The 19,787-nt window shown below is 34.2% G+C and carries 14 protein-coding genes; 11 read left to right on the top strand and 3 right to left on the bottom strand.

From position 1 onward, the window contains the following. The first annotated feature begins 18 nt into the window (after nucleotides 1-18). The 7 genes from ACPX19_RS13235 to ACPX19_RS13205 all read left to right on the top strand — a co-directional run bounded on the left by ACPX19_RS13235 (nucleotide 19) and on the right by ACPX19_RS13205 (nucleotide 8,165). On the top strand, nucleotides 19-213 hold the full coding sequence (locus ACPX19_RS13235) for a hypothetical protein (protein ID WP_426430509.1): 195 nt from the start codon (nucleotides 19-21) through the stop codon (nucleotides 211-213). Next, entirely contained in the window at nucleotides 206-2,896 is a 2,691-nt protein-coding gene (locus ACPX19_RS13230) for an ATP-binding protein (RefSeq protein WP_426430508.1), read from the top strand. Before ACPX19_RS13235 ends, ACPX19_RS13230 begins: the two co-directional genes overlap by 8 nt. Before the next feature lie 20 nt (nucleotides 2,897-2,916). Then, nucleotides 2,917-3,279, top strand: coding sequence for a response regulator transcription factor (locus tag ACPX19_RS13225; protein WP_426430507.1), 363 nt, complete (start codon nucleotides 2,917-2,919; stop codon nucleotides 3,277-3,279). A gap of 66 nt (nucleotides 3,280-3,345) precedes the next feature. Next, the gene (locus ACPX19_RS13220) at nucleotides 3,346-3,573 is read left to right on the top strand and encodes a hypothetical protein (protein ID WP_426430506.1); all 228 of its coding nucleotides are present in this window, start codon (nucleotides 3,346-3,348) and stop codon (nucleotides 3,571-3,573) included. Then, a complete protein-coding gene (locus ACPX19_RS13215; RefSeq protein WP_426430505.1) occupies nucleotides 3,570-5,471 on the top strand; it encodes an acetate--CoA ligase in 1,902 nt (633 codons plus the stop codon). Before ACPX19_RS13220 ends, ACPX19_RS13215 begins: the two co-directional genes overlap by 4 nt. Before the next feature lie 6 nt (nucleotides 5,472-5,477). After that, on the top strand, nucleotides 5,478-7,385 hold the full coding sequence (gene acs / locus ACPX19_RS13210) for an acetate--CoA ligase (protein WP_426430504.1): 1,908 nt from the start codon (nucleotides 5,478-5,480) through the stop codon (nucleotides 7,383-7,385). Nucleotides 7,386-7,511: 126 nt separating this feature from the next. Next, nucleotides 7,512-8,165 carry an HAD family hydrolase gene (locus tag ACPX19_RS13205; RefSeq protein ID WP_426430503.1) on the top strand — a complete coding sequence of 218 codons (654 nt, stop codon included), beginning with the start codon at nucleotides 7,512-7,514 and terminating at the stop codon, nucleotides 8,163-8,165. Here ACPX19_RS13205 and ACPX19_RS13200 read toward each other — a convergent pair. After that, nucleotides 8,162-9,637, bottom strand: a complete 1,476-nt coding sequence (locus tag ACPX19_RS13200) for a helix-turn-helix domain-containing protein (protein ID WP_426430502.1) — start codon at nucleotides 9,635-9,637, stop codon at nucleotides 8,162-8,164. The two genes, ACPX19_RS13205 and ACPX19_RS13200, sit on opposite strands and share 4 nt — an antisense overlap. A 120-nt stretch (nucleotides 9,638-9,757) precedes the next feature. Here ACPX19_RS13200 and aceB point away from each other — a divergent pair, with 120 nt between their 5' ends. The 4 genes from aceB (at nucleotide 9,758) to ACPX19_RS13180 (ending at nucleotide 17,088) form a co-directional block, all read left to right on the top strand. Then, nucleotides 9,758-11,356, top strand: coding sequence for a malate synthase A (gene aceB, locus ACPX19_RS13195; protein ID WP_426430501.1), 1,599 nt, complete (start codon nucleotides 9,758-9,760; stop codon nucleotides 11,354-11,356). A 78-nt stretch (nucleotides 11,357-11,434) separates the two neighbouring features. Continuing rightward, a complete protein-coding gene (locus tag ACPX19_RS13190; protein WP_426430500.1) occupies nucleotides 11,435-13,066 on the top strand; it encodes an isocitrate lyase in 1,632 nt (543 codons plus the stop codon). 257 nt (nucleotides 13,067-13,323) lie between these two features. Further along, nucleotides 13,324-14,151 carry a tetratricopeptide repeat protein gene (locus ACPX19_RS13185; RefSeq protein ID WP_426430499.1) on the top strand — a complete coding sequence of 276 codons (828 nt, stop codon included), beginning with the start codon at nucleotides 13,324-13,326 and terminating at the stop codon, nucleotides 14,149-14,151. A 6-nt stretch (nucleotides 14,152-14,157) separates the two neighbouring features. Next, nucleotides 14,158-17,088, top strand: coding sequence for a metallophosphoesterase (locus ACPX19_RS13180; RefSeq protein ID WP_426430498.1), 2,931 nt, complete (start codon nucleotides 14,158-14,160; stop codon nucleotides 17,086-17,088). 84 nt (nucleotides 17,089-17,172) lie between these two features. Here ACPX19_RS13180 and ACPX19_RS13175 read toward each other — a convergent pair whose 3' ends face one another. After that, a complete protein-coding gene (locus ACPX19_RS13175) occupies nucleotides 17,173-17,835 on the bottom strand; it encodes a 3'-5' exonuclease (RefSeq protein ID WP_426430497.1) in 663 nt (220 codons plus the stop codon). A 1-nt stretch (nucleotide 17,836) separates the two neighbouring features. Next, nucleotides 17,837-19,726 (bottom strand): DUF294 nucleotidyltransferase-like domain-containing protein, encoded by a 1,890-nt coding sequence (locus ACPX19_RS13170; protein WP_426430496.1) that lies wholly within the window; start codon nucleotides 19,724-19,726, stop codon nucleotides 17,837-17,839. Nucleotides 19,727-19,787 lie beyond the last annotated feature (61 nt).

Genomic DNA, 19,787 nt, shown 5'->3' with positions numbered 1-19,787 from the left:
TTTGTATTTTAGTTACCCATGAAGAAAAGACACGAACAGAAATTAATTATACTTTCTATTACCGCTTTAGTTGTACTAAATGTACCATTCTTATTAATTTTTAATAGTGATGGCAATGTTTTTGGTATTCCAACATTTTATTTTTCAATCTTTTCTATATGGCTAGTTGTAATATTGGTGTCTTACTTTGTTTTAAAGCGTCATTATGAGTAATTATGTCTTATTTTTCATCATAATTGTTTACTTGGCTGCCTTATTTTTCATTGCCTACGTAGCAGAGAAAAATTCCAAAAGTAAATGGGTAAATAACTCTGTAGTTTACACCTTGTCTCTAGCTGTGTATTGTACTGCCTGGACATATTACGGTAGCATTGGTATTGCTGCCAACTCCGGAGTAAACTTTTTGCCAATTTATTTAGGTCCCGTAATTGCAGCACCGCTTTGGATAGTCCTAATGAGAAAAATAGTGAGGATTTCTAAGCAACATAAGATAAGTTCTATAGCAGATTTTATTTCCTTACGTTATGGCAATCACCGTTTTTTGGGTGCTTTAGTAACCATTGTCTGTTTGTTGGCAATAGTGCCATATATATCTTTGCAGCTTAAAGCTGTATCGGAAACATTTCAAATTTTATCTGACGATACTAGTTATATTTCAACGTCTGTTTATGATGACTCAACTTTCTATATAGCATTGTTACTAGCAGTTTTTGCAACGTTTTTTGGAACACAAACAACAGACGCTTCAGAAAAGCACAAAGGCATTGTAATGTCTGTGGCTTTTGAATCCATCTTAAAACTCGTTTTCTTTTTGTTTGTTGGAATTTATGTGACTTATGTTTTATTTGATGGCACCGAAGATATTTATACTAAGATGTCTAAAGCAGATAATTTTAAATCGCTAACAACAATAAATGGTTTTGAAGAAGGTTTTAATTGGCTGTATACCATAATGTTGTCTTTTATGGCAATATTTTTATTACCTAGACAATTTCAGGTTTCTGTTGTTGAGAATGTTAGGGAAAAGCATTTAAAAAATGCTATTTGGATGTTTCCGTTATACCTTTTGCTATTTAATATTTTCGTAATTTTTATTGCATGGGCAGGTAATTTGACTATTGGTAATGCTGAACAAGCAGAGTATTATGCCTTGTTACTGCCATTACAAAACGGCAACACTTTTTTGTCGGTATTGGTGTTTTTGGGAGGTTTTTCTGCTGTGATTTCCATGGTGGTTGTGGCAACTTTGGCTTTGTCTACAATGGTGAGTAACAACTTGGTTATACCTTATGGTTTTTTGGATTATTTCATAAAGAGTCATCCTGATCGAAATGCTAAGTATATTAAGAATATAAGACGAATTTCAATTTTTTTAATCATCATTAGTGCCTACGCTTTTTATGTTAATTTTTCTTTTGAATTGTCATTATATTCTATCGGTTTAATGGCATTTGTAATTATATCTCAATTAGCACCATCTTTCTTTATTGGCTTATTTTGGAATAGAGGATCATCAAGTGCAACTATTATTGGGGTAACAGCTGGAATAGCTGTGGTATTTTATACATTAATTTTACCATTTACAGTTCATGCTTTAAATGGTTCGGATGATTTGGTACAACATGGTCTAGCTGGCATAGAGTTCTTAAAACCTCATGCTTTGTTCGGAATAGATTTTTTAAGTCCACCAGCTCATGCCTTTTTCTGGAGTATGCTGGTAAATATTTTTTGCTATATGACTTTTTCTGTTATAAAAAAAGGAAATTATAGAGAGCGTAACTACGCTGAGATGTTCGTGGATAGCAAAAACTATAAAGATTTACAAGATGGAGCGTTGGTTTGGAAAGGTGAAGCCTATGTAGCAGATATAAAGAAGGTCTTGGTGAAGTTTTTGGGTGATGATAGGACAGAGCGTGCATTAAACCTTTTTTTTAGAAAATATGATTTGCCATTAGACACACAAATGGCAGATGCAAGGTTGATTAACTTTTCTGAAAAATTATTAACAGGAAGTATTGGTAGTGCTTCAGCTAAGATATTAATAGCAAGTGTTGTAAAAGAAGATGAAGTAAGTTTGGTAGAGGTGTTAAAGATACTTGAAGAATCCAAAGAAACTATTTCTAGAAACAAATTACTAAGGGAAAAATCTAACGAGCTAACTAAACTTACCAATCAGCTTAAGGATGCTAATGAAGAACTCATTGAAAAAGACAAACAGAAAGACGAATTCTTAGACACTGTTGCACATGAGTTAAAAACGCCAATAACAGGTATTAGAGCCACAACAGAATTGTTAATGGATGATGAAGATTATATGCCATCAGAGGTAAAGACGCAATTTTTAAAAAACATGCTTCAGGATAGCGACAGACTTTCTAGGTTGATTCATAATATTTTGGATTTTGAAAAACTCTCAAAAGGACGTACACAATTAAACATCAAGAAGTACAACATCAGAAATACAATTCAAAAAACCATTGATAGTCTAAGACATATAGCTGATAAAAAACAAGTGAAAATTGTTAGTTCAAATAATAGTGATCTTAACGCAGAGTATGATGAAGACCGTATAGTTCAGGTATTAACTAATCTAATATCTAATGCCATTAAATTTTGTGATGTTAAAAAAGGTGAGATTGTAGTAGATTATAAATTTGATTTAGGATATTTGGAGGTAACTATTAGAGATAATGGTAAAGGTGTGCCAAGTCAGGATTTACCATATATTTTTGATAAATTTTATCAGTCAAAAAACCAAAATATCCAAAAACCTGAGGGAAGTGGTTTGGGTTTGGCGATTAGCAAACAAATAGTAGAAAACCATAACGGAAAAATTTGGGTAAAAAACAATGAAAAAAGTGGCGCAACCTTTGGTTTTAAGCTACCTTTTAAGTAAATTGTCAATGAGTTCGAGGAATGAAGAAAATTGTAATCGTCGATGACGAACCAAATATTGTAATGACATTAGAATACACTTTTAAAAAACACGATTTTGAGGTGTATATTGCCAGAGATGGAAGTGAAGCTTTAGAGATTTTACAAAGTGTAATTCCAGATGTTATAATGCTTGATGTTATGATGCCTAAAGTTGATGGTTATCAAACACTTAAGCTTATTAAAGAAAATCATAAGTTAAAGGATACAAAAGTGGTCTTTTTAACTGCAAAAAATAAAGCTTCAGATATTGAAAAAGGCTTAAAACTTGGAGCAGATAAATATTTAACAAAGCCGTTTTCAGTTAAAAAAATAGTTTCAGAAATTACTGAGCTCATAGCTTAGAAAATTCGCTTTATTAAACATTGGTTTTGTGTGCATATAAACTATGTTTAATTAAAGTAAAACAAGATGAAACGTCTACGCATTAATGCTTTAGCGTCTGATATTATTATCAGTATTTACGTTATAGTAACCTTATATTTCCGTTTTAAATTAGAAAGTCAGATAGCAACTGGTCCAGTAGAGTCCCTCGTTATGGGTGTCTGCTTTGTGGTAATTATATGGGCTTTAATAAAATTGAAAGTATTAAATCCGGGTTGGTTTGGTTTGTTTAAATCTAAAAACGCTAAGCCATGAGTTATCAAGAGATTTACCAAGAAAGTATAAACCATCCTAAATCCTTCTGGAAAAAACAGGCAGATAAGTTGGATTGGTATCAGAGCCCAAAAAATATCTTGGGGAAAGATGAATACGAATACCCTCAGTGGTTTAGTGATGGAAAGCTAAACTTAAGCTATTTGTGCATTGATAAACACATTAAAGATGGCTTTGGCAATCAAAATGCTATTATCTATGATTCTCCAGTAACGGATAAAAAACAGCATATAACCTTTAATCAGTTACATCAAGAAGTGTCTAAATTAGCAGGTGGCTTAAAGTCGCTTGGTTTACAAAAAGGCGATACATGTGTTATATACATGCCAATGATACCTCAAGCATTATATGCCATGTTAGCTTGTGTAAGATTAGGTGTTATCCACTCTGTGGTTTTTGGTGGTTTTGCTCCTCACGAATTAGCCATAAGAATTGATGATTGTAAGCCCAAGGCTATAATTACAGCATCAAATGGTATAGAAATAGAGCGCATTATACCATACAAGCCATTTGTAGATGAAGCTATTAGTCTAGCGGAACATAAACCGAAGCATGTTGTTGTATTCGATAGGGATTTGGGTGTAGAAATTCCTTATCAGGAAAGAGATGTGGATTATACCGAGTTGGTTTCAAAATCAGATGCCATAGAACCTGTAGAGGTTGAATCTAATCACCCTTCATATATTCTTTATACATCTGGTACAACCGGTAAACCAAAAGGAATCATAAGAGATACTGGAGGTTATGCTACGGCATTGAAATTTTCAATGAAATATATTTACGGTGTAGATGAAGGTGATGTGTATTGGGCAGCTAGTGATGTTGGATGGGTTGTGGGTCATAGCTATATTGTTTATGGGCCTTTGTTAAATAGGAATACGACTATTTTGTTTGAAGGCAAACCCATTAAAACACCAGATGCCTCTACCTTTTGGAGGGTAATAAGTGAGCATAAAGTTAAGGTAATGTTTACAGCGCCTACTGCAATCCGTGCTATAAAAAAAGAAGATCCTAACGGAGAATTTATTAAAAAATATGACATGAGTTCTTTAAAATATCAGTTCTTGGCAGGTGAACGCTGTGATGTGGCAACTTTACGCTGGACAGAGCAGCATCTTCATGTTCCGGTTATTGATCATTGGTGGCAAACAGAAAGTGGCTGGCCAATGCTGGCTAATATGGCAGGTGTGGAGCTTATGGATGTAAAACCAGGTTCTGCTTCTGTGCCTGTTTGTGGATATGATATTCAAATTTTAAATGAAGAAGGGAAAGAGGTGGCAGCTGGTGTAGAAGGTTATGTAGCGGTAAAACTTCCTTTACCTCCAGGAACACTTTTAAATCTTTGGGGAAATCCTGAACGATTTAAAAATGGTTATTTGAACAAGTTTCCTGGTTACTATTTCTCAGGAGATGGTGGTTATAAGGACGAAGATGGCTATGTGTTTATAACGGGTCGTGTAGATGATATCATTAATGTGGCAGGTCATCGTTTGTCTACTGCAGAGATGGAAGAAATTGTAGCATCTCACAAGTCTGTAGCAGAATGTGCAGTTTTTGGTGTGCACTGTGATATTAAAGGTCAAAAACCTCTAGGATTAATTGTTTTAAAATCAGGGCAACATGGCGAAGAGAGTCAAATTTCAAAAGAAATAATTCAAGATGTCCGTCACGAAATAGGTGCTGTTGCAGCTTTTAAGGATGTCCTTGTCGTAAAGCGTTTACCAAAGACACGTTCAGGAAAAATTCTTCGTAAATTGTTGAGGAATATTTCTGATGATCTAGAGTATAATGTGCCATCAACCATTGATGATGTCGAAATAATTTCAGAAATAGAATCTGTTTATAAAAAAAATCAAATAGGAATACATAAAAATATATAATCAATCATGAGTAATTATCATATTAAACACTTTGAAGAATACTTTCAAGTTTATAGAAAATCGGTGAGAAATCCTGAATCATTTTGGGAAGAAATTGCTGAAGAACATTTTGTTTGGCGAAAAAAATGGGATAATGTTTTAAGTTGGGATTTTCAAAAACCAGAAATAAAATGGTTTGAAGGTGCGAAACTAAACATTACCGAGAATTGTATTGACAGACATCTGCATACAAGAGGAGATAAAACCGCAATTTTATTTGAACCCAATGATCCAAAAGAGCCAGCTGAGCATATTACCTACAAACAACTGCACGAGCGTGTTTGTAAGTTCGCTAACGTGTTACTGGAAAAAGGCATTAAAAAAGGGGATCGTGTTTGTATCTACTTGCCAATGATACCAGAATTAGCAATTTCTCTTTTGGCATGTGCGCGTATTGGGGCAGTACATTCTGTTGTGTTTGCAGGTTTCTCTTCTACAGCGTTATCAACACGTATTAATGATTGTGATGCCAAAATGGTGTTAACATCAGATGGTTCTTACAGAGGTTCTAAAACAATAGACTTAAAAGGAATTGTAGATGAGGCTCTAGAGGATTGTCCTGGGGTTGAGTCTGTTTTGGTGGCCAAGCGTATAAATTCGGAAATCAATATGAAAGCAGGGCGAGATGAGTGGTTACAGCCATTATTAGATGAGGCTTATCATGATTTAACGGCAGTTGTTATGGATGCTGAAGATCCTTTGTTCATTTTGTATACATCTGGTTCAACAGGTATGCCAAAAGGTATGTTACATACTACAGGAGGCTATATGGTATACTCTGCATATACATTCAAAAATGTTTTTCAGTATCGCGATGATGATGTGTATTGGTGTACTGCGGATATAGGATGGATTACAGGGCATAGCTACATAGTTTATGGCCCATTATGTAATGGTGCAACAACCGTAATGTTTGAAGGTGTGCCGAGTTATCCGGATTTTGGACGTTTTTGGGATATTGTAGAAAAGCATAAAGTCAATCAATTTTATACAGCACCAACGGCCATTAGAGCATTGGCCAAACATGGTACCGAATTAGTAGATAAGTATGATTTGTCTTCATTAAAAGTATTAGGTTCTGTTGGTGAGCCAATTAATGAGGAAGCATGGCATTGGTATAATGATAATATTGGTAAAAAGAAAAGTCCTATTGTGGATACATGGTGGCAAACCGAAACTGGTGGAATTATGATTACCCCAATTCCGTTCTCAACACCAACAAAGCCGACCTATGCTACTTTACCATTTATAGGGATTCAACCTGCATTAATGGATGAAGAAGGTAAAGAAATAAAAGGAAACCAGGTTGATGGAAGGTTGTGTATAAAATTTCCATGGCCGTCTATGGCAAGAACTATATGGGGAAACCATCAGCGCTATAAGGATACCTATTTTTCAGCTTTTGAGAACATGTATTTTACAGGTGATGGTGCGTTAAGGGACGAAGTAGGTTATTACAGAATTACAGGTAGGGTAGATGATGTTATTATTGTTTCTGGGCATAACTTAGGTACGGCACCAATAGAGGATGCAATTAACGAACACCCTGCTGTTGCAGAAAGTGCCATTGTTGGTTTCCCTCACGATGTTAAGGGCAATGCACTTTATGGTTATATTACTTTAAAGGATACTGGCGAAGACAGGAACCACGACAATGTGCGTAAAGAAATTAATCAGTTAATAACCGATCGTATTGGTCCAATAGCCAAGCTAGATAAAATCCAATTTACAACCGGATTGCCTAAAACACGATCGGGTAAGATTATGAGACGTATCTTAAGAAAAATAGCTTCTAATGACACCAGTAATTTAGGTGATACAAGTACATTATTAAATCCTGAAGTCGTACAGGAAATTATGGATAATGTGCTTTAAACTATAAAATTCAATATCTAAATCCCAAATTCCTAAAAATTGTGTGCGCTGGAATTTGGGATTTTTCTTTATCCTTATAATGCTATTCCTGACTTCTTTTCTAATTTAGCAAAAAAGTAAATTGCTATGTTAAAAGCCGTTTTGTTTGATATGGATGGTGTTATTGTAGACACAGAGCCTTTGCATCGAAAAGCTTACCATCATATGTTTGATGATGTTAATATTATTGTTAATGAGGATTTGTATGCGTCTTTTACAGGGCAATCAACCATTAATATTTGCAAACGTTTAGTGGATCATTTTGATTTAAATGAGGCTCCAGAAGATTTAGTGCGTTTAAAACGAAAACATTACAAATACTTTTTTGATAATGATGATTTAGGTCTTATTGAAGGTGTTTTAGACAGAATTCAAGATTATTACAACAATAATGTTACTCTTGTTGTGGCTTCGTCGGCTTCTATGCTGGGAATCAATCAAATTTTTGAACGTTTTGACCTCAATAAGTATTTTAATGCTAAATTCAGTGGAGCAGACTTAAAAAAATCAAAGCCACATCCCGAAATTTTCTTGAAAGCTGCAGCTTCAACTGGTTTTAGTACCTCTGAATGTTTAGTGATTGAGGATTCAACGAATGGTATTAAAGCAGCACATTCGGCAGGAATTTATTGCATAGGTTTTAAAAGCCCACATTCAAGTCATCAAGATTATTCTCTTGCGAACAAAATCATTACTAGTTTTGAAGAAGTGGCTTATGACAAAGTGGTAAACCTTGTTTAGCTATATTTCTTAGTAATTTCCTCTACAACTTCTGCGGTTTTAGTCTCTTTGTTTAGAGATTCTAATATAGTTGGGGGTGACTTTCTTACACTACAGTTTATTACACCACAGCGCTCACAAGTAACACCAACATGAGGAGACGGAATGCTTTTATGGTTTAAAAAATTAACTTTTCGTTGTAATTGGGCATTTAATTGAATCCCAATTGAGATGCTTCGAAATCTATTTTGTTTAAAAGGGTCTTTGGTTGCAGAAGCTAGCACTAAATACTTTTTGTCTTCAGCAACATAATCAGAAATCTGAATTGAAAATTCATGTTCAGTATTATTAGTACTAATGGCTTGTAGTACTTTTATTGATGCCCATCTTCTACAATAATGCTCATTGTTTTCTCGAGCTCTTGGAGACTGCTGTTTTTCCAAATGCAATTCCTTGTTGAGGGAAAAGTGGTCAGTTCCTCTTTCATGAGAGAATCGTAAAAAGAATAGATTTTTTAATTTAAACTCTTTAGGAAGCACGTTTGTTAATCTTTGATAGATACTTTCAGGTGAAGCGTTATATTCTTGCAACAGTGATTCAAAATCCTTAACTTTAAATTGTTTCTTGCTGAAAAGTTGTTTTAGGTTTTCAACTATGCTCTCTTTGGGTATAATAAGCGCTCCAGCAAAATAAGAAGCGTAAAAATTATTTAAAACTTCATCAAAATTATCAAACTTAATCCAGGAAAAAGTATACAGACGGTCTTTTATGTTTAGGTAATTATATGCCAGTTCTTTAGCATAAATAAAAGCGCGCTGTGAATCATCAATACTTTTTGTGATCAACAATGTTTTTGTTTTGGGCACATGAATAGACCTAAGATTATCCAATTCACTATGTGCCTCTAATTCATAATTGTTTATATTGTAGCCAAACTCTTCAATTAAGATATCCTCTAACTCTTGCGAAGTTATTTTTTTAGAAAGATCAACCTGATAGGTTTTAGCAAATTTTAGAACTTGAAGTTCTAAATCTTCAAAATAATTGTAGTTTGCTTCCTGAAAAGATCTAACCGATGCCAAGAAAAAATTTTCTCTACTGAAATTATAATTATTAGCAATCTCTATAATGGTACTTATAAAGGCAGTAACCTTTACAGGTGCATTGGATATAATATCTATAAGTGTATTTTCTTGTATGCCAAAAAGCTCTAAAGGTATTTCTTTTAGTAGTTTTGATTGTAATATTTCGCCAATTGGCGCTAGATTTTTATCAAGTTTTAACGATACTAATTCATCATAACTGACTTCTAAGTGCTCTGATAAGGCAGAAATTTTATCTGGCTTCGGATATTTTTTTCCTTTTTCGATTTCATTTAAATAAGACTTTGACAATCCTGAAAGTTTAGATAGGCCGAATAGCGAAAGCCCTTTATCTGTACGGATTTGCTTAAGTTTAAGTCCGAAAATTAGTTTGATATAATCTTGTTCCATGGATACAAATATACTATTATTTGCGAATATAATTTATTAGCGAAAAACACAAAATAGCGAACGTTCGCTTGTTTTTTTCAAAAATAGGTTGTAACATTGTTTCATCAAAATCATTAGGATATGGAAATTTCAGTAACAAATCAGCAGAAAGTAAAATTTGCGCAAGAGGTTAAAAACTTCTATCCAGAAATCTTAACGGATGAAGCCTTGTTGTTTTTGTCCGCTTTGCATGAAAGGTTTAACGATAATAGATTATCTCTATTAAAAAGAAGGGAAAAACAGCAATCTATTTTTGACTCTGGTCAATTTCCATCGTTTCCTGCTGAAACCAAAGCTATAAGAGAATCTGATTGGACCGCAGCACCAATTCCTGAAGATTTATTGGACAGGCGTGTAGAAATCACTGGTCCTGTTGACCGTAAAATGGTAATTAATGCACTCAATTCTGGTGCAAAGACGTTTATGGCAGATTTTGAAGATAGTAATGCCCCAAGTTGGGACAATAATCTGCAAGGACAACAGAATCTAATAGATGCCAATAACGGTACAATAGAACTAATTGATGAGATTAGAGACAAACATTATAGGCTAAAAGATAAAGTTGCCGTGCTTTTGGTAAGGCCTAGGGGTTTGCATCTTAATGAACGCCATTTATTAGTTAATAATGAAGAGATGTCTGGCAGTTTGTTTGATTTTGGACTTTATACGTTTCATAACAGTAAAACACTAATCGAAAAAGGTAGCGCTCCTTACTATTATTTACCAAAGCTAGAACATTATTTAGAGGCACGTTGGTGGAACGAAGTATTTGAATTTGCTCAAGCATATCTTGGTGTACCTCAAGGTACTTTTAAGGCAACTTTACTTATAGAAACCATTACAGCTAGTTTTCAATTGGATGAATTTATATATGAATTAAAAGACCATATAGTAGGCTTAAACTGTGGCCGTTGGGATTATATCTTTTCATACATTAAGAAATTTAGAAATCACAAAGGTTTTATTGTTCCTAATAGAGACCAAGTCACAATGACGACTCCTTTTATGGCTGCATATTCTAATTTGGTCATCCAACGTTGTCACAAAAGAGGCATTCATGCTATGGGTGGAATGGCAGCTCAAATTCCGATTAAAAATAATCCAACTGAAAATGCAGAAGCCTTAGAAAAAGTAAGAATAGATAAGGAACGTGAGGCCAAGAATGGTCATGATGGCACATGGGTAGCACATCCTGCATTGGTTGAAGTAGCTATGAAAGAATTCGACAAGTATATGCCTACACCAAATCAGATATTTAGAAAACGAGAAGACATAATGGTTACTGAGGCTCATTTAGTAGAAATGCCGCAAGGTACCATAACTGAGGCTGGTGTTAGAAAAAACATCAATGTAGGTATTTTATATATGGAGGCTTGGCTCCGAGGTTTTGGGGCGGTTGCACTATATAACCTTATGGAAGATGCTGCAACAGCAGAAATTTCAAGAACTCAAGTCTGGCAGTGGCTTAAAAATGAGGCATTTCTTGAAGATGGCCGTCAATTTAACCGAGAGTTATTCGAAACTATTTTTGATGAGGAAGTCGAGAAAATTATACGAGAAGTAGGTGAGGGTAAAATTAAGAACACTAAGTTCTGTGATGCTATCAATTTGTTCAAGAGATTAGTAACACAGCCAAAATTCGAAGAGTTCTTAACCTTATCCGCATACAAGCAGTTATAAAAGAAAAATCCCGTTAATGCGGCAACATTACACGGGACTTATATTAAATCTAAAGTATCATTAATACATTTCAAAATTATGAAAAATTTATCACAATCAAACTACGCTTCTGCCTTGCAGACCATTAAAGATTTAAAGACAAAATTTGGTTCAAGTTGGGATGCAATTAATCCTGAAAGTGCAGCTAGAATGGCAGCACAAAACCGTTTTAAAACAGGCTTGGATATTGCAAAATATACCGCTGCTATTATGAGAAAAGATATGGCGGACTATGATGCCGATTCTTCAAAGTATACCCAATCCTTGGGGTGCTGGCATGGTTTTGTGGCGCAACAAAAAATGATTGCTGTAAAGAAACATCATAAAACCACAAACAAACGCTACTTATATTTGTCTGGTTGGATGGTTGCTGCCTTACGTTCAGAATTCGGGCCATTACCAGATCAGTCAATGCATGAAAAAACAGCGGTGCCAGCTTTAATTGAAGAAATTTATGAGTTCTTAAAACAAGCAGATGCCATTGAGCTTAATGATTTGTTTAGAAGACAAGCCAAGGGAGAGGATGTGCAAAATGAAATAGATAATTTTGAAACGCATGTTGTGCCTATCATAGCTGATATAGATGCAGGTTTTGGTAACGAAGAAGCTACTTATTTGTTGGCGAAAAAGATGATCCAGGCTGGTGCATGTGCCATCCAAATCGAAAATCAAGTATCAGATGCTAAGCAGTGTGGTCATCAAGATGGAAAGGTGACTGTGCCCCACGAAGATTTTATAGCGAAACTAAATGCTGTTCGATATGCCTTTTTAGAATTGGGTGTGGACGATGGTATTATAGTAGCGCGCACCGATTCTGAAGGTGCAGGTTTAACACAAAAACTACCTGTAAGCAAAGAACCTGGCGATTTAGCTTCAAAATATTTGGCATTTGTAGATGCTGAAGAGGTCACTATGAACGATGTAAAAGAAGACGAAGTTTTGCTTAAGCGTAACGGTAAATTAGTACGACCAATTAGATTACCAAATGGCTTATATAAATTCAAAGATGGTTCTAATATAGATAGAGTAGTGTTGGATTGTATCACGAGCCTTCAGAATGGAGCTGACCTGTTGTGGATTGAAACACCAACACCAAATGTTAAGCAAATTGCACACATGATAAATAGAGTTAAGGAAGTTGTGCCAAATGCTAAGTTGGTTTATAATAATTCACCGTCATTCAACTGGACACTGAATTTCCGTAATCAGGTTTACGAAGAAATGCTAGCAGAAGGAGAAAATATGACGGCTTATGATAGAAACAATTTAATGAGTGTTGAATATGATGGCTCCGAATTGTGCCATAGAGCGGATCAAAAGATTAAAACCTTTCAGAGTGATGGTGCTAGAGAAGCTGGTATTTTTCATCATTTAATTACATTACCGACTTATCACACAACAGCGTTACATATGAATAATTTAACGGAGGGTTATTTTGGTAATGACGGAATGCTAGCTTATGTGAGAGATGTACAACGCCAAGAAATCAGAAAAGGTGTAGCTTGTGTAAAACACCAAAGAATGGCAGGATCTGACCTTGGTGATGACCACAAAACATTTTTTGCTGGTGATAATGCATTAAAAGCAGGAGGTACTAAGAACACTTCAAACCAATTTGAAGCAAAAGGAAATGAAATTAAAGTAAAAAAGAAGTTAAGTATAGTAGCTTAATCTTCTGATAATACAGTTAATTTGGCAATAATCTGTTGTTTATTAATTTAGTTAGGAGAAAGCACATCCATTTTTGGATGTGTTTTTTTTATTTTAACATTTTGAAGATTAGCGTTTTAATATGCTTTTTAGACATCTGTTTTATTAGTAGTCTGTATTTAAACAAGTAATATTACACTTTGTCTAAATTATTCATAATCTACTTAAATTTTGATTTCTTTTGATATGCTATTAATTACCCCAATCAGTTATAAACTTTGCGATTTCAATTACTCTACATATTGCTGTTTGTACTCTCAGGTACAAGTGTTAATGCTCATGGTGATTTGCACAAACGTATATTGGAGGCTACTGAAGAGATTCAGAAAAATCCTGACAGCGCAAATCTATATTTCAAAAGAGGTAAACTTTATTTTCAGCATAATAATTATACTAGTGGTTTAGAGGATTTTAACCAAGCCAAGAAATTGGGAGTGGATTGCTCAGAACAAGATTTTTATATAGCCAAAAGTAATTATCACCTAGGGAAATTTCAGGAGTCTAAAAGACTGATAAAAAAAATACTTAGGGCAGAGCCAAAAAATATTGGAGCTCTAAAATTGCTTGCTGATATTTACTTTAAAAAAGGGAAGTATGAGAAGTCAGCAAAATTATACGGTGATGTTATTCAGAACTCTGAGAAAACTTTTCCGGAAAACTATTTGTATGCTTCTAATGCATGGTATGCTACAGAAAAAGAGTATGGAAGGGAACGTTCACAATCTATACTAATTGAAGGAATTGAAAAATTAGGGGACGTTGTTGTTTTATATGACAAGCTTATTTCAAACTACATAGATATGCAAGATTTTGATTCTGCTGTGAAATTTCAAAATAAAGTAATTGAAATAAGTAACAGGAAAGAACGTGCTTATTTGAAACTTGCCAATATTCAGATACAACAAGAAAAGTTTAATGAAGCAGAACTTACAATTGTAAAGGCTGAAGAGAGTTACGAAAAATTGCCTTATAGAATAAGGAATGCCAAATTCATGAGAGAATTTTATTCAGAACTACAATTAAAAAAATCGAGCTTAAAAAAATAGAAATAAATGAAAAGAAATTACACATTATTGCTTTTGTTGTTAATTGTACTGCCTGTATTTGGGCAAACGATTACAAGGATTCCTTATCTTCAAAAAGGGGCAGAAACAAGTATCACTCTAAAATGGAGGACTGATGTAAATGATACGTCAGTTGTTGAATACAGTACCGATGCTGCCTTTGCATCTTACTCAACATATAGTGACGCTACATTAGAAACGGATCACGAAGCTGTAATAACCGGACTAACAGCTGGAACAGTTTATTATTACAGAATAGGAACGGGTGGTAGTTTGTTACCAAATGATACGGATCTATATTTTAAAACCCATCCTGCACTAGGTTCAACAGATCCATATACATTTTGGATTCTTGGTGGTATAGGTAAGGCACATTTTAGTTCTAATGTTGCTAAGGCAATTGAAGTACGTGACGCCTTTTATTCCTATATAGGAAATAATATAATTGATGGTATCATTTTAACTGGAGATAATGCAGACTCCCATGGAACAGATATTCAGTATCAAAGCAGTTTGTTTAACACATATTCAGAGAAAGTTAAGAATTCTATTATTTGGTCTACTATTGGTAATATAGATGGGAAATATATTAATTCTGGAACAAGTATAGTTGGAGCCTATTATGATATATTTTCTTTTCCAACAGCAGGAGAGTCAGGTGGGTTAGCCTCAGGAACAGAATCTTACTATTCTTTTGATTATGGAAACATTCACTTTATAGTTTTAAATTCTTTTGAGGAAGATCGATCTGTAGGGGCAACAATGTATAATTGGGCGTTAAATGATATTCAAAACACAACTCAACAATGGATTGTGGCTTTATGGCATCACCCACCTTATTCCAAAGGATGGCATACTTCTGAAGGCTTGCAATATTTTGGCGATCCTGCAGAAATAGAGCTGATAGAAATGAGAGAGAATATTGTTCCTATGTTGGAGGCCAATGGTGTTGATTTAGTTATTGCAGGTCATAGTGAGGTCTATGAGAGATCCTACTTTATTAATGGTCATTATGGCGAATCTGCATCTTTTGATTTTGCCACACATGCGGTTGGGCCTAATGGAGATGGAGATGGTAAGCCAAGTAGCGATGGTGCATATAGCAAGTCTACAATTGGGGATGATGCTGGATTAGGAACCGTTTATTCGGTAAATGCAACTGCATCACGTGTTGCTAACGGAGAACTCGATCATAACGCCATGTATTATGCGGTAAAGCAGTTTGGTACTGGTATTTTAGAAGTAGATGGAAATACTCTTTCTATGAAATTTTTAAATCGTTTCGGTGTTATTGAAGATAGTTTTTCAATACATAAAGGTCCAGACTATGTATATGATAACGGTTGGCAAGATGGCAATGACCCTAATGGTGTATCAACTGATTTAGAAGATTTAGTTGTAATATCTGGTGATGCTAGCATAATCACTAACACAACATTTAATACTGTAACTGTAAATCCTGATGGAAATCTTATTGTAGATCCAGGAGTAAATTTAACAGCAAAGACCATCGTTTTAGAGTCAGATTCTGATGCATACTCAAGTTTAAATCCATCATCTACAAGTACTATTACTGGTAGGACACGATATGAAAGATATGTTAACCAAGTTGGTACGTCTTCTGGTGGAGGAAATGATCTAGTTTCATCTCCTGTAACTGATGGAACTATGGAAGCATTTAGTGATTTTGCTGATTGGAATAAAAATATAGCAGCTCTTAATAACCTTAGAGCTTTTGCTCCGTTTAACAATGTTTCTGGTAATTATGAAAATTATGATATTGTAGTAAATGAAACTACACCGCTAGAAGCTGGCAGAGGCTACCGTGCTGCAACAGTAGATGGAAGTCCAGTAGTGTTTACTGGTGCTGTAAGCGTAGGTAATGTTAATACAACGATTTCCGCTGGTGCTGCTAGTTCATGGAACTTGGTAGGTAATCCATATACAAGTTATTTAGATGCCCAGGTATTTATTAGTGAAAATGGATTATCTGGTAATGATGTTTTAGATTCAAATTATAATGCTGTTTATGGTTATAACTCAGGTACAGATGGATCGAGCATATGGACAATAATTAATAATGTCCAAAACGTTGGAAAAAATATAGCACCAGGACAAGGTTTTTTTGTGTTCTCAAACGGTACAGGTGGTACAAATAATTTGTCTTTTACACCAGCAATGAGAACTACTGTAGGTAATGACGATTTTATTTTGGGTAGAAGTAGCAATTCAATTTCTCACTTAAGTTTGAGAATTGAAAATGCTGCAAATATTTACGATACTGATTTTTACTTTTCAGATAATTGTTCATCTGGCTTAGATGTGGGTTATGATGCAGGATCTTTAGATGCTAGTAATGCTAATTTTTCATTATACTCTCATTTAGTTGCTGATAATACTGGAGTTGATCTTGCAATTCAATGTTTGTCTTATGACAATATGGAAAGTGTAGTTGTTCCACTTGGAATCAACGCTTCTGTAGGAGATAACATTAATGTTAATATAAATGAAAGTAACTTATCTGACGACATTAATATTTATCTTGAAGATAATATAGAAAATACCTTTACTTTAATGAATTCAAATAGCTATAGCTTTACAGCAATTGAAGATTTAGCAGGTACAGGTAGATTCTTCCTTCATTTTTCACCTACAACTTTATCTAACGATTCTAATATTTTTAGTGGACTTGAAATTTTTACAAGTGCCAATCCTGATTTCTTGAATATTAATGGTAAGTTGAGTGGGACAACACAATTACATCTTTATGATGTACAAGGCAGGCTAGTATTGTCCAGAGAGTTGGAAAGTGGTAGTAACAATAATTCAATTAGTGTAGAAGCTTTACAATCTGGTGTTTACATAGTGAAACTAGATATTTCTGGCATTACTAGGACAGAAAAAGTTATTATAAACTAATATAGATAACTAATCAAAAAGCATTAAACACATCCTACTATGGATGTGTTTTTTGTTTACATAAAATCAATTTTAAAATAAAACTTACAACAATCCAATTCGTTTTGAGGTTCTTTCCAAGTCTCTTAAGCTGAGGTTTGCGTTTGTGTTTAATTTTGAAACAAGCTTCAAAAATATTAAAGCAGTAATGTATGCATCACCAGAAGCTGTATGCCTATCATGAAGTGGAATTTTAAAGCGGTTTGCTATTTCGTCTAAACCAAAATGCATTTTACTTGTGTCTAGCTTCGTTTTTTGAAAGATATGGCCTGTGTCTAAAACTCTATTTTTTAGTTTTGGCAATCCTATTCTTACAAGAGCTGCATTAATCATGGTAACATCAAATGCTGCGTGATGTGCTACTATAACCGCATTTTTTATATAGTTTAAAAAGAGTTCAATAGCCATAGATTCTTCAACTTTAACAAGTTTGCCTTCTTTTAATAGGCCGTGAATTTTTACTGTACTTGCATTAAATTTTTCCTGTTTTAAATATAATTCTAATTGGTCTGATACTTTAATTTTCAAACCCTCTATAGCAACACAACCTATAGATAGTATTCTGTCATTTTTAGTGTCAAGTCCAGTGGTTTCGGTATCAAAAACAACAAATCGTATATGTTCGATTTTTTGCTCTTGGGTTTTAGTGAAGCAATTTTTGTAGGCTTCCCAAAAATTAGGATATGATTTGTGTTTAAACCAGTTCATATTAGAGCAATTGGGAAAGTTTAAAGCGTACTTTAATAAGTTCCTGTACTTCTTTTATAGCCTTAAAACTTCGTTTTAGATGTAAGCGATTTCCTTTATCCAAAGATTCTAGGTCTATAAATCTACCAGAATCATTATGCCTTAAACCTTGAGTGGTTCTGAAGGTTAAGAGGTTTTTGTAGGCTTCAATACAAAACAGAAAGGTATCTTTATTTTGTGGCTCTAATTCCATTAACTTTTCATAGCGTTCTAGCGTATTGTTTATGTTTTTAATCTTGTGCGAAAGAATTAATAGTCGTGCAGCATCTACTAAAGGCATCATTGCACGAGCTTTAATATCAAACTGATCTTTATGCTCTCCATCATCCTCTACTAAAAATTGTCTAAAAAAGCTTAATGGTGGTGGATTTAACAAAGCATTTCGGCCTAAATAATTTAAAAAAATGTCATAGCTGTCAATACTCTTAAATATACTTTCGGATAGTTGATTCACAAGCTTTTTGTCTCCGTAAACATGCTCATAATCAAAAAAAATAGTACACAGCATAAGATTGTCTTGATCTGGAGTTGTTATCCAACTATTGAACTGTTGAGACCATTCCATAACCGATTTACACCATTTTGGGTTATTGGCCATCATCTGCGCTGGGCACAATTTAAAACCAACCGTTTCTAAATCTATATTGATGTAGTCGGATAATTTTAAAAAGTATGATTTTGTAATGTTGTATTTTCCTTCGTCAACATCTTCAAAAACGAGAGCATTATCCTGATCTGTCATTAATAATTGTTCTTGCCGACCTTGACTTCCAATAGCTAGCCAGGCGAATTGTACAGGTGGTTTTGTATCCATTTTGGCAATGGAAAACTCAATGATTCTCTGTGTTATAGTGTCATTTATAGCTGATATCAATCTTGATATAAAATCAATAGGAATATCCTGCTCTAGATAACGCGCTAATAATTTTTCGGAACGTTGCCTTATATCTTTAAGTTGCTCTGCTGAACGGCTTCGCTTAATTTCTTTTATCAAAGCAGAGGCATTATTTTCTCTAATAACTATGATGTCATGTTCGGATAAAATACCTGTTAGTTCAGAATTGTTAGTGCCATCTTTTGTAATACATAAGTGCGTAATTTTGTGTTTTAGCATTGCAATTTGAGCTTCAGCTATCGTAATCGTTTCAGGATACGTAATAACAGGTGAAGACATAATGCAAGAAACAGTGTCATTTATAGAATGTTTACCCGTGGCAATTTTAGTGCGCAAATCTTTATCTGTAATAATGCCAATAGGCTTTTTGTCATCTACTATTATTATAGAGCCAACGTGCGTTTCGGTCATTATATATGCAGCGTCTTTTATACAGGTATTAATACTGCATGTAATTGGATTTTTAGAATAATCTGCCGTTTGTAGATAGGCATATTCTGATGAATTTTGAAGCGTTTCTACAAAGTCTTCCTCCTCAGTATTTTTAGCTCTAATATTTGAAGCAAAACTTGCCATGAGAAACTGACTAGCATCTGCATTAGAGGTTATGTAAGCTTCAAGATTTTCGAGGGAAATGCTATATATAATACTTTCTTCAATGGCTTTTGCGTTCAGTTTGTATTCGCCTTTGCGCAGTAGTGCACGTAGGCCAAAAATATCACCTTCGTCACATTTGTCTACTAGGCTATTATTAGCTCTAAACAAACCAATAGCACCATCTCTAACCACATAAAAGTGATTGGCAATAGGTTGGCCAATTTCAAATAGAAATTTATTGTTTTCTAAATAAATAACATCAACTGATTTTGAAACTGATAATAGCTGTTCTTTTGTTAATAAGTTAAACGGCGGAAATCCTTTTAGGTAGTCGTATATGCGTTCTGCAATAGTATTCATATAAGCAATTTAACTAAAAAATGACCTTTGGTGTATGATAAAGGTCATTTTTGTTGCTAAA

The sequence above is a fragment of the Winogradskyella sp. HB-48 genome (assembly GCF_049942685.1).
Classification (GTDB): Bacteria; Bacteroidota; Bacteroidia; order Flavobacteriales; family Flavobacteriaceae; genus Winogradskyella.
Note: the sequence above shows the minus strand (reverse complement) of the source record. Positions and strands in the feature narration are given on the sequence as shown.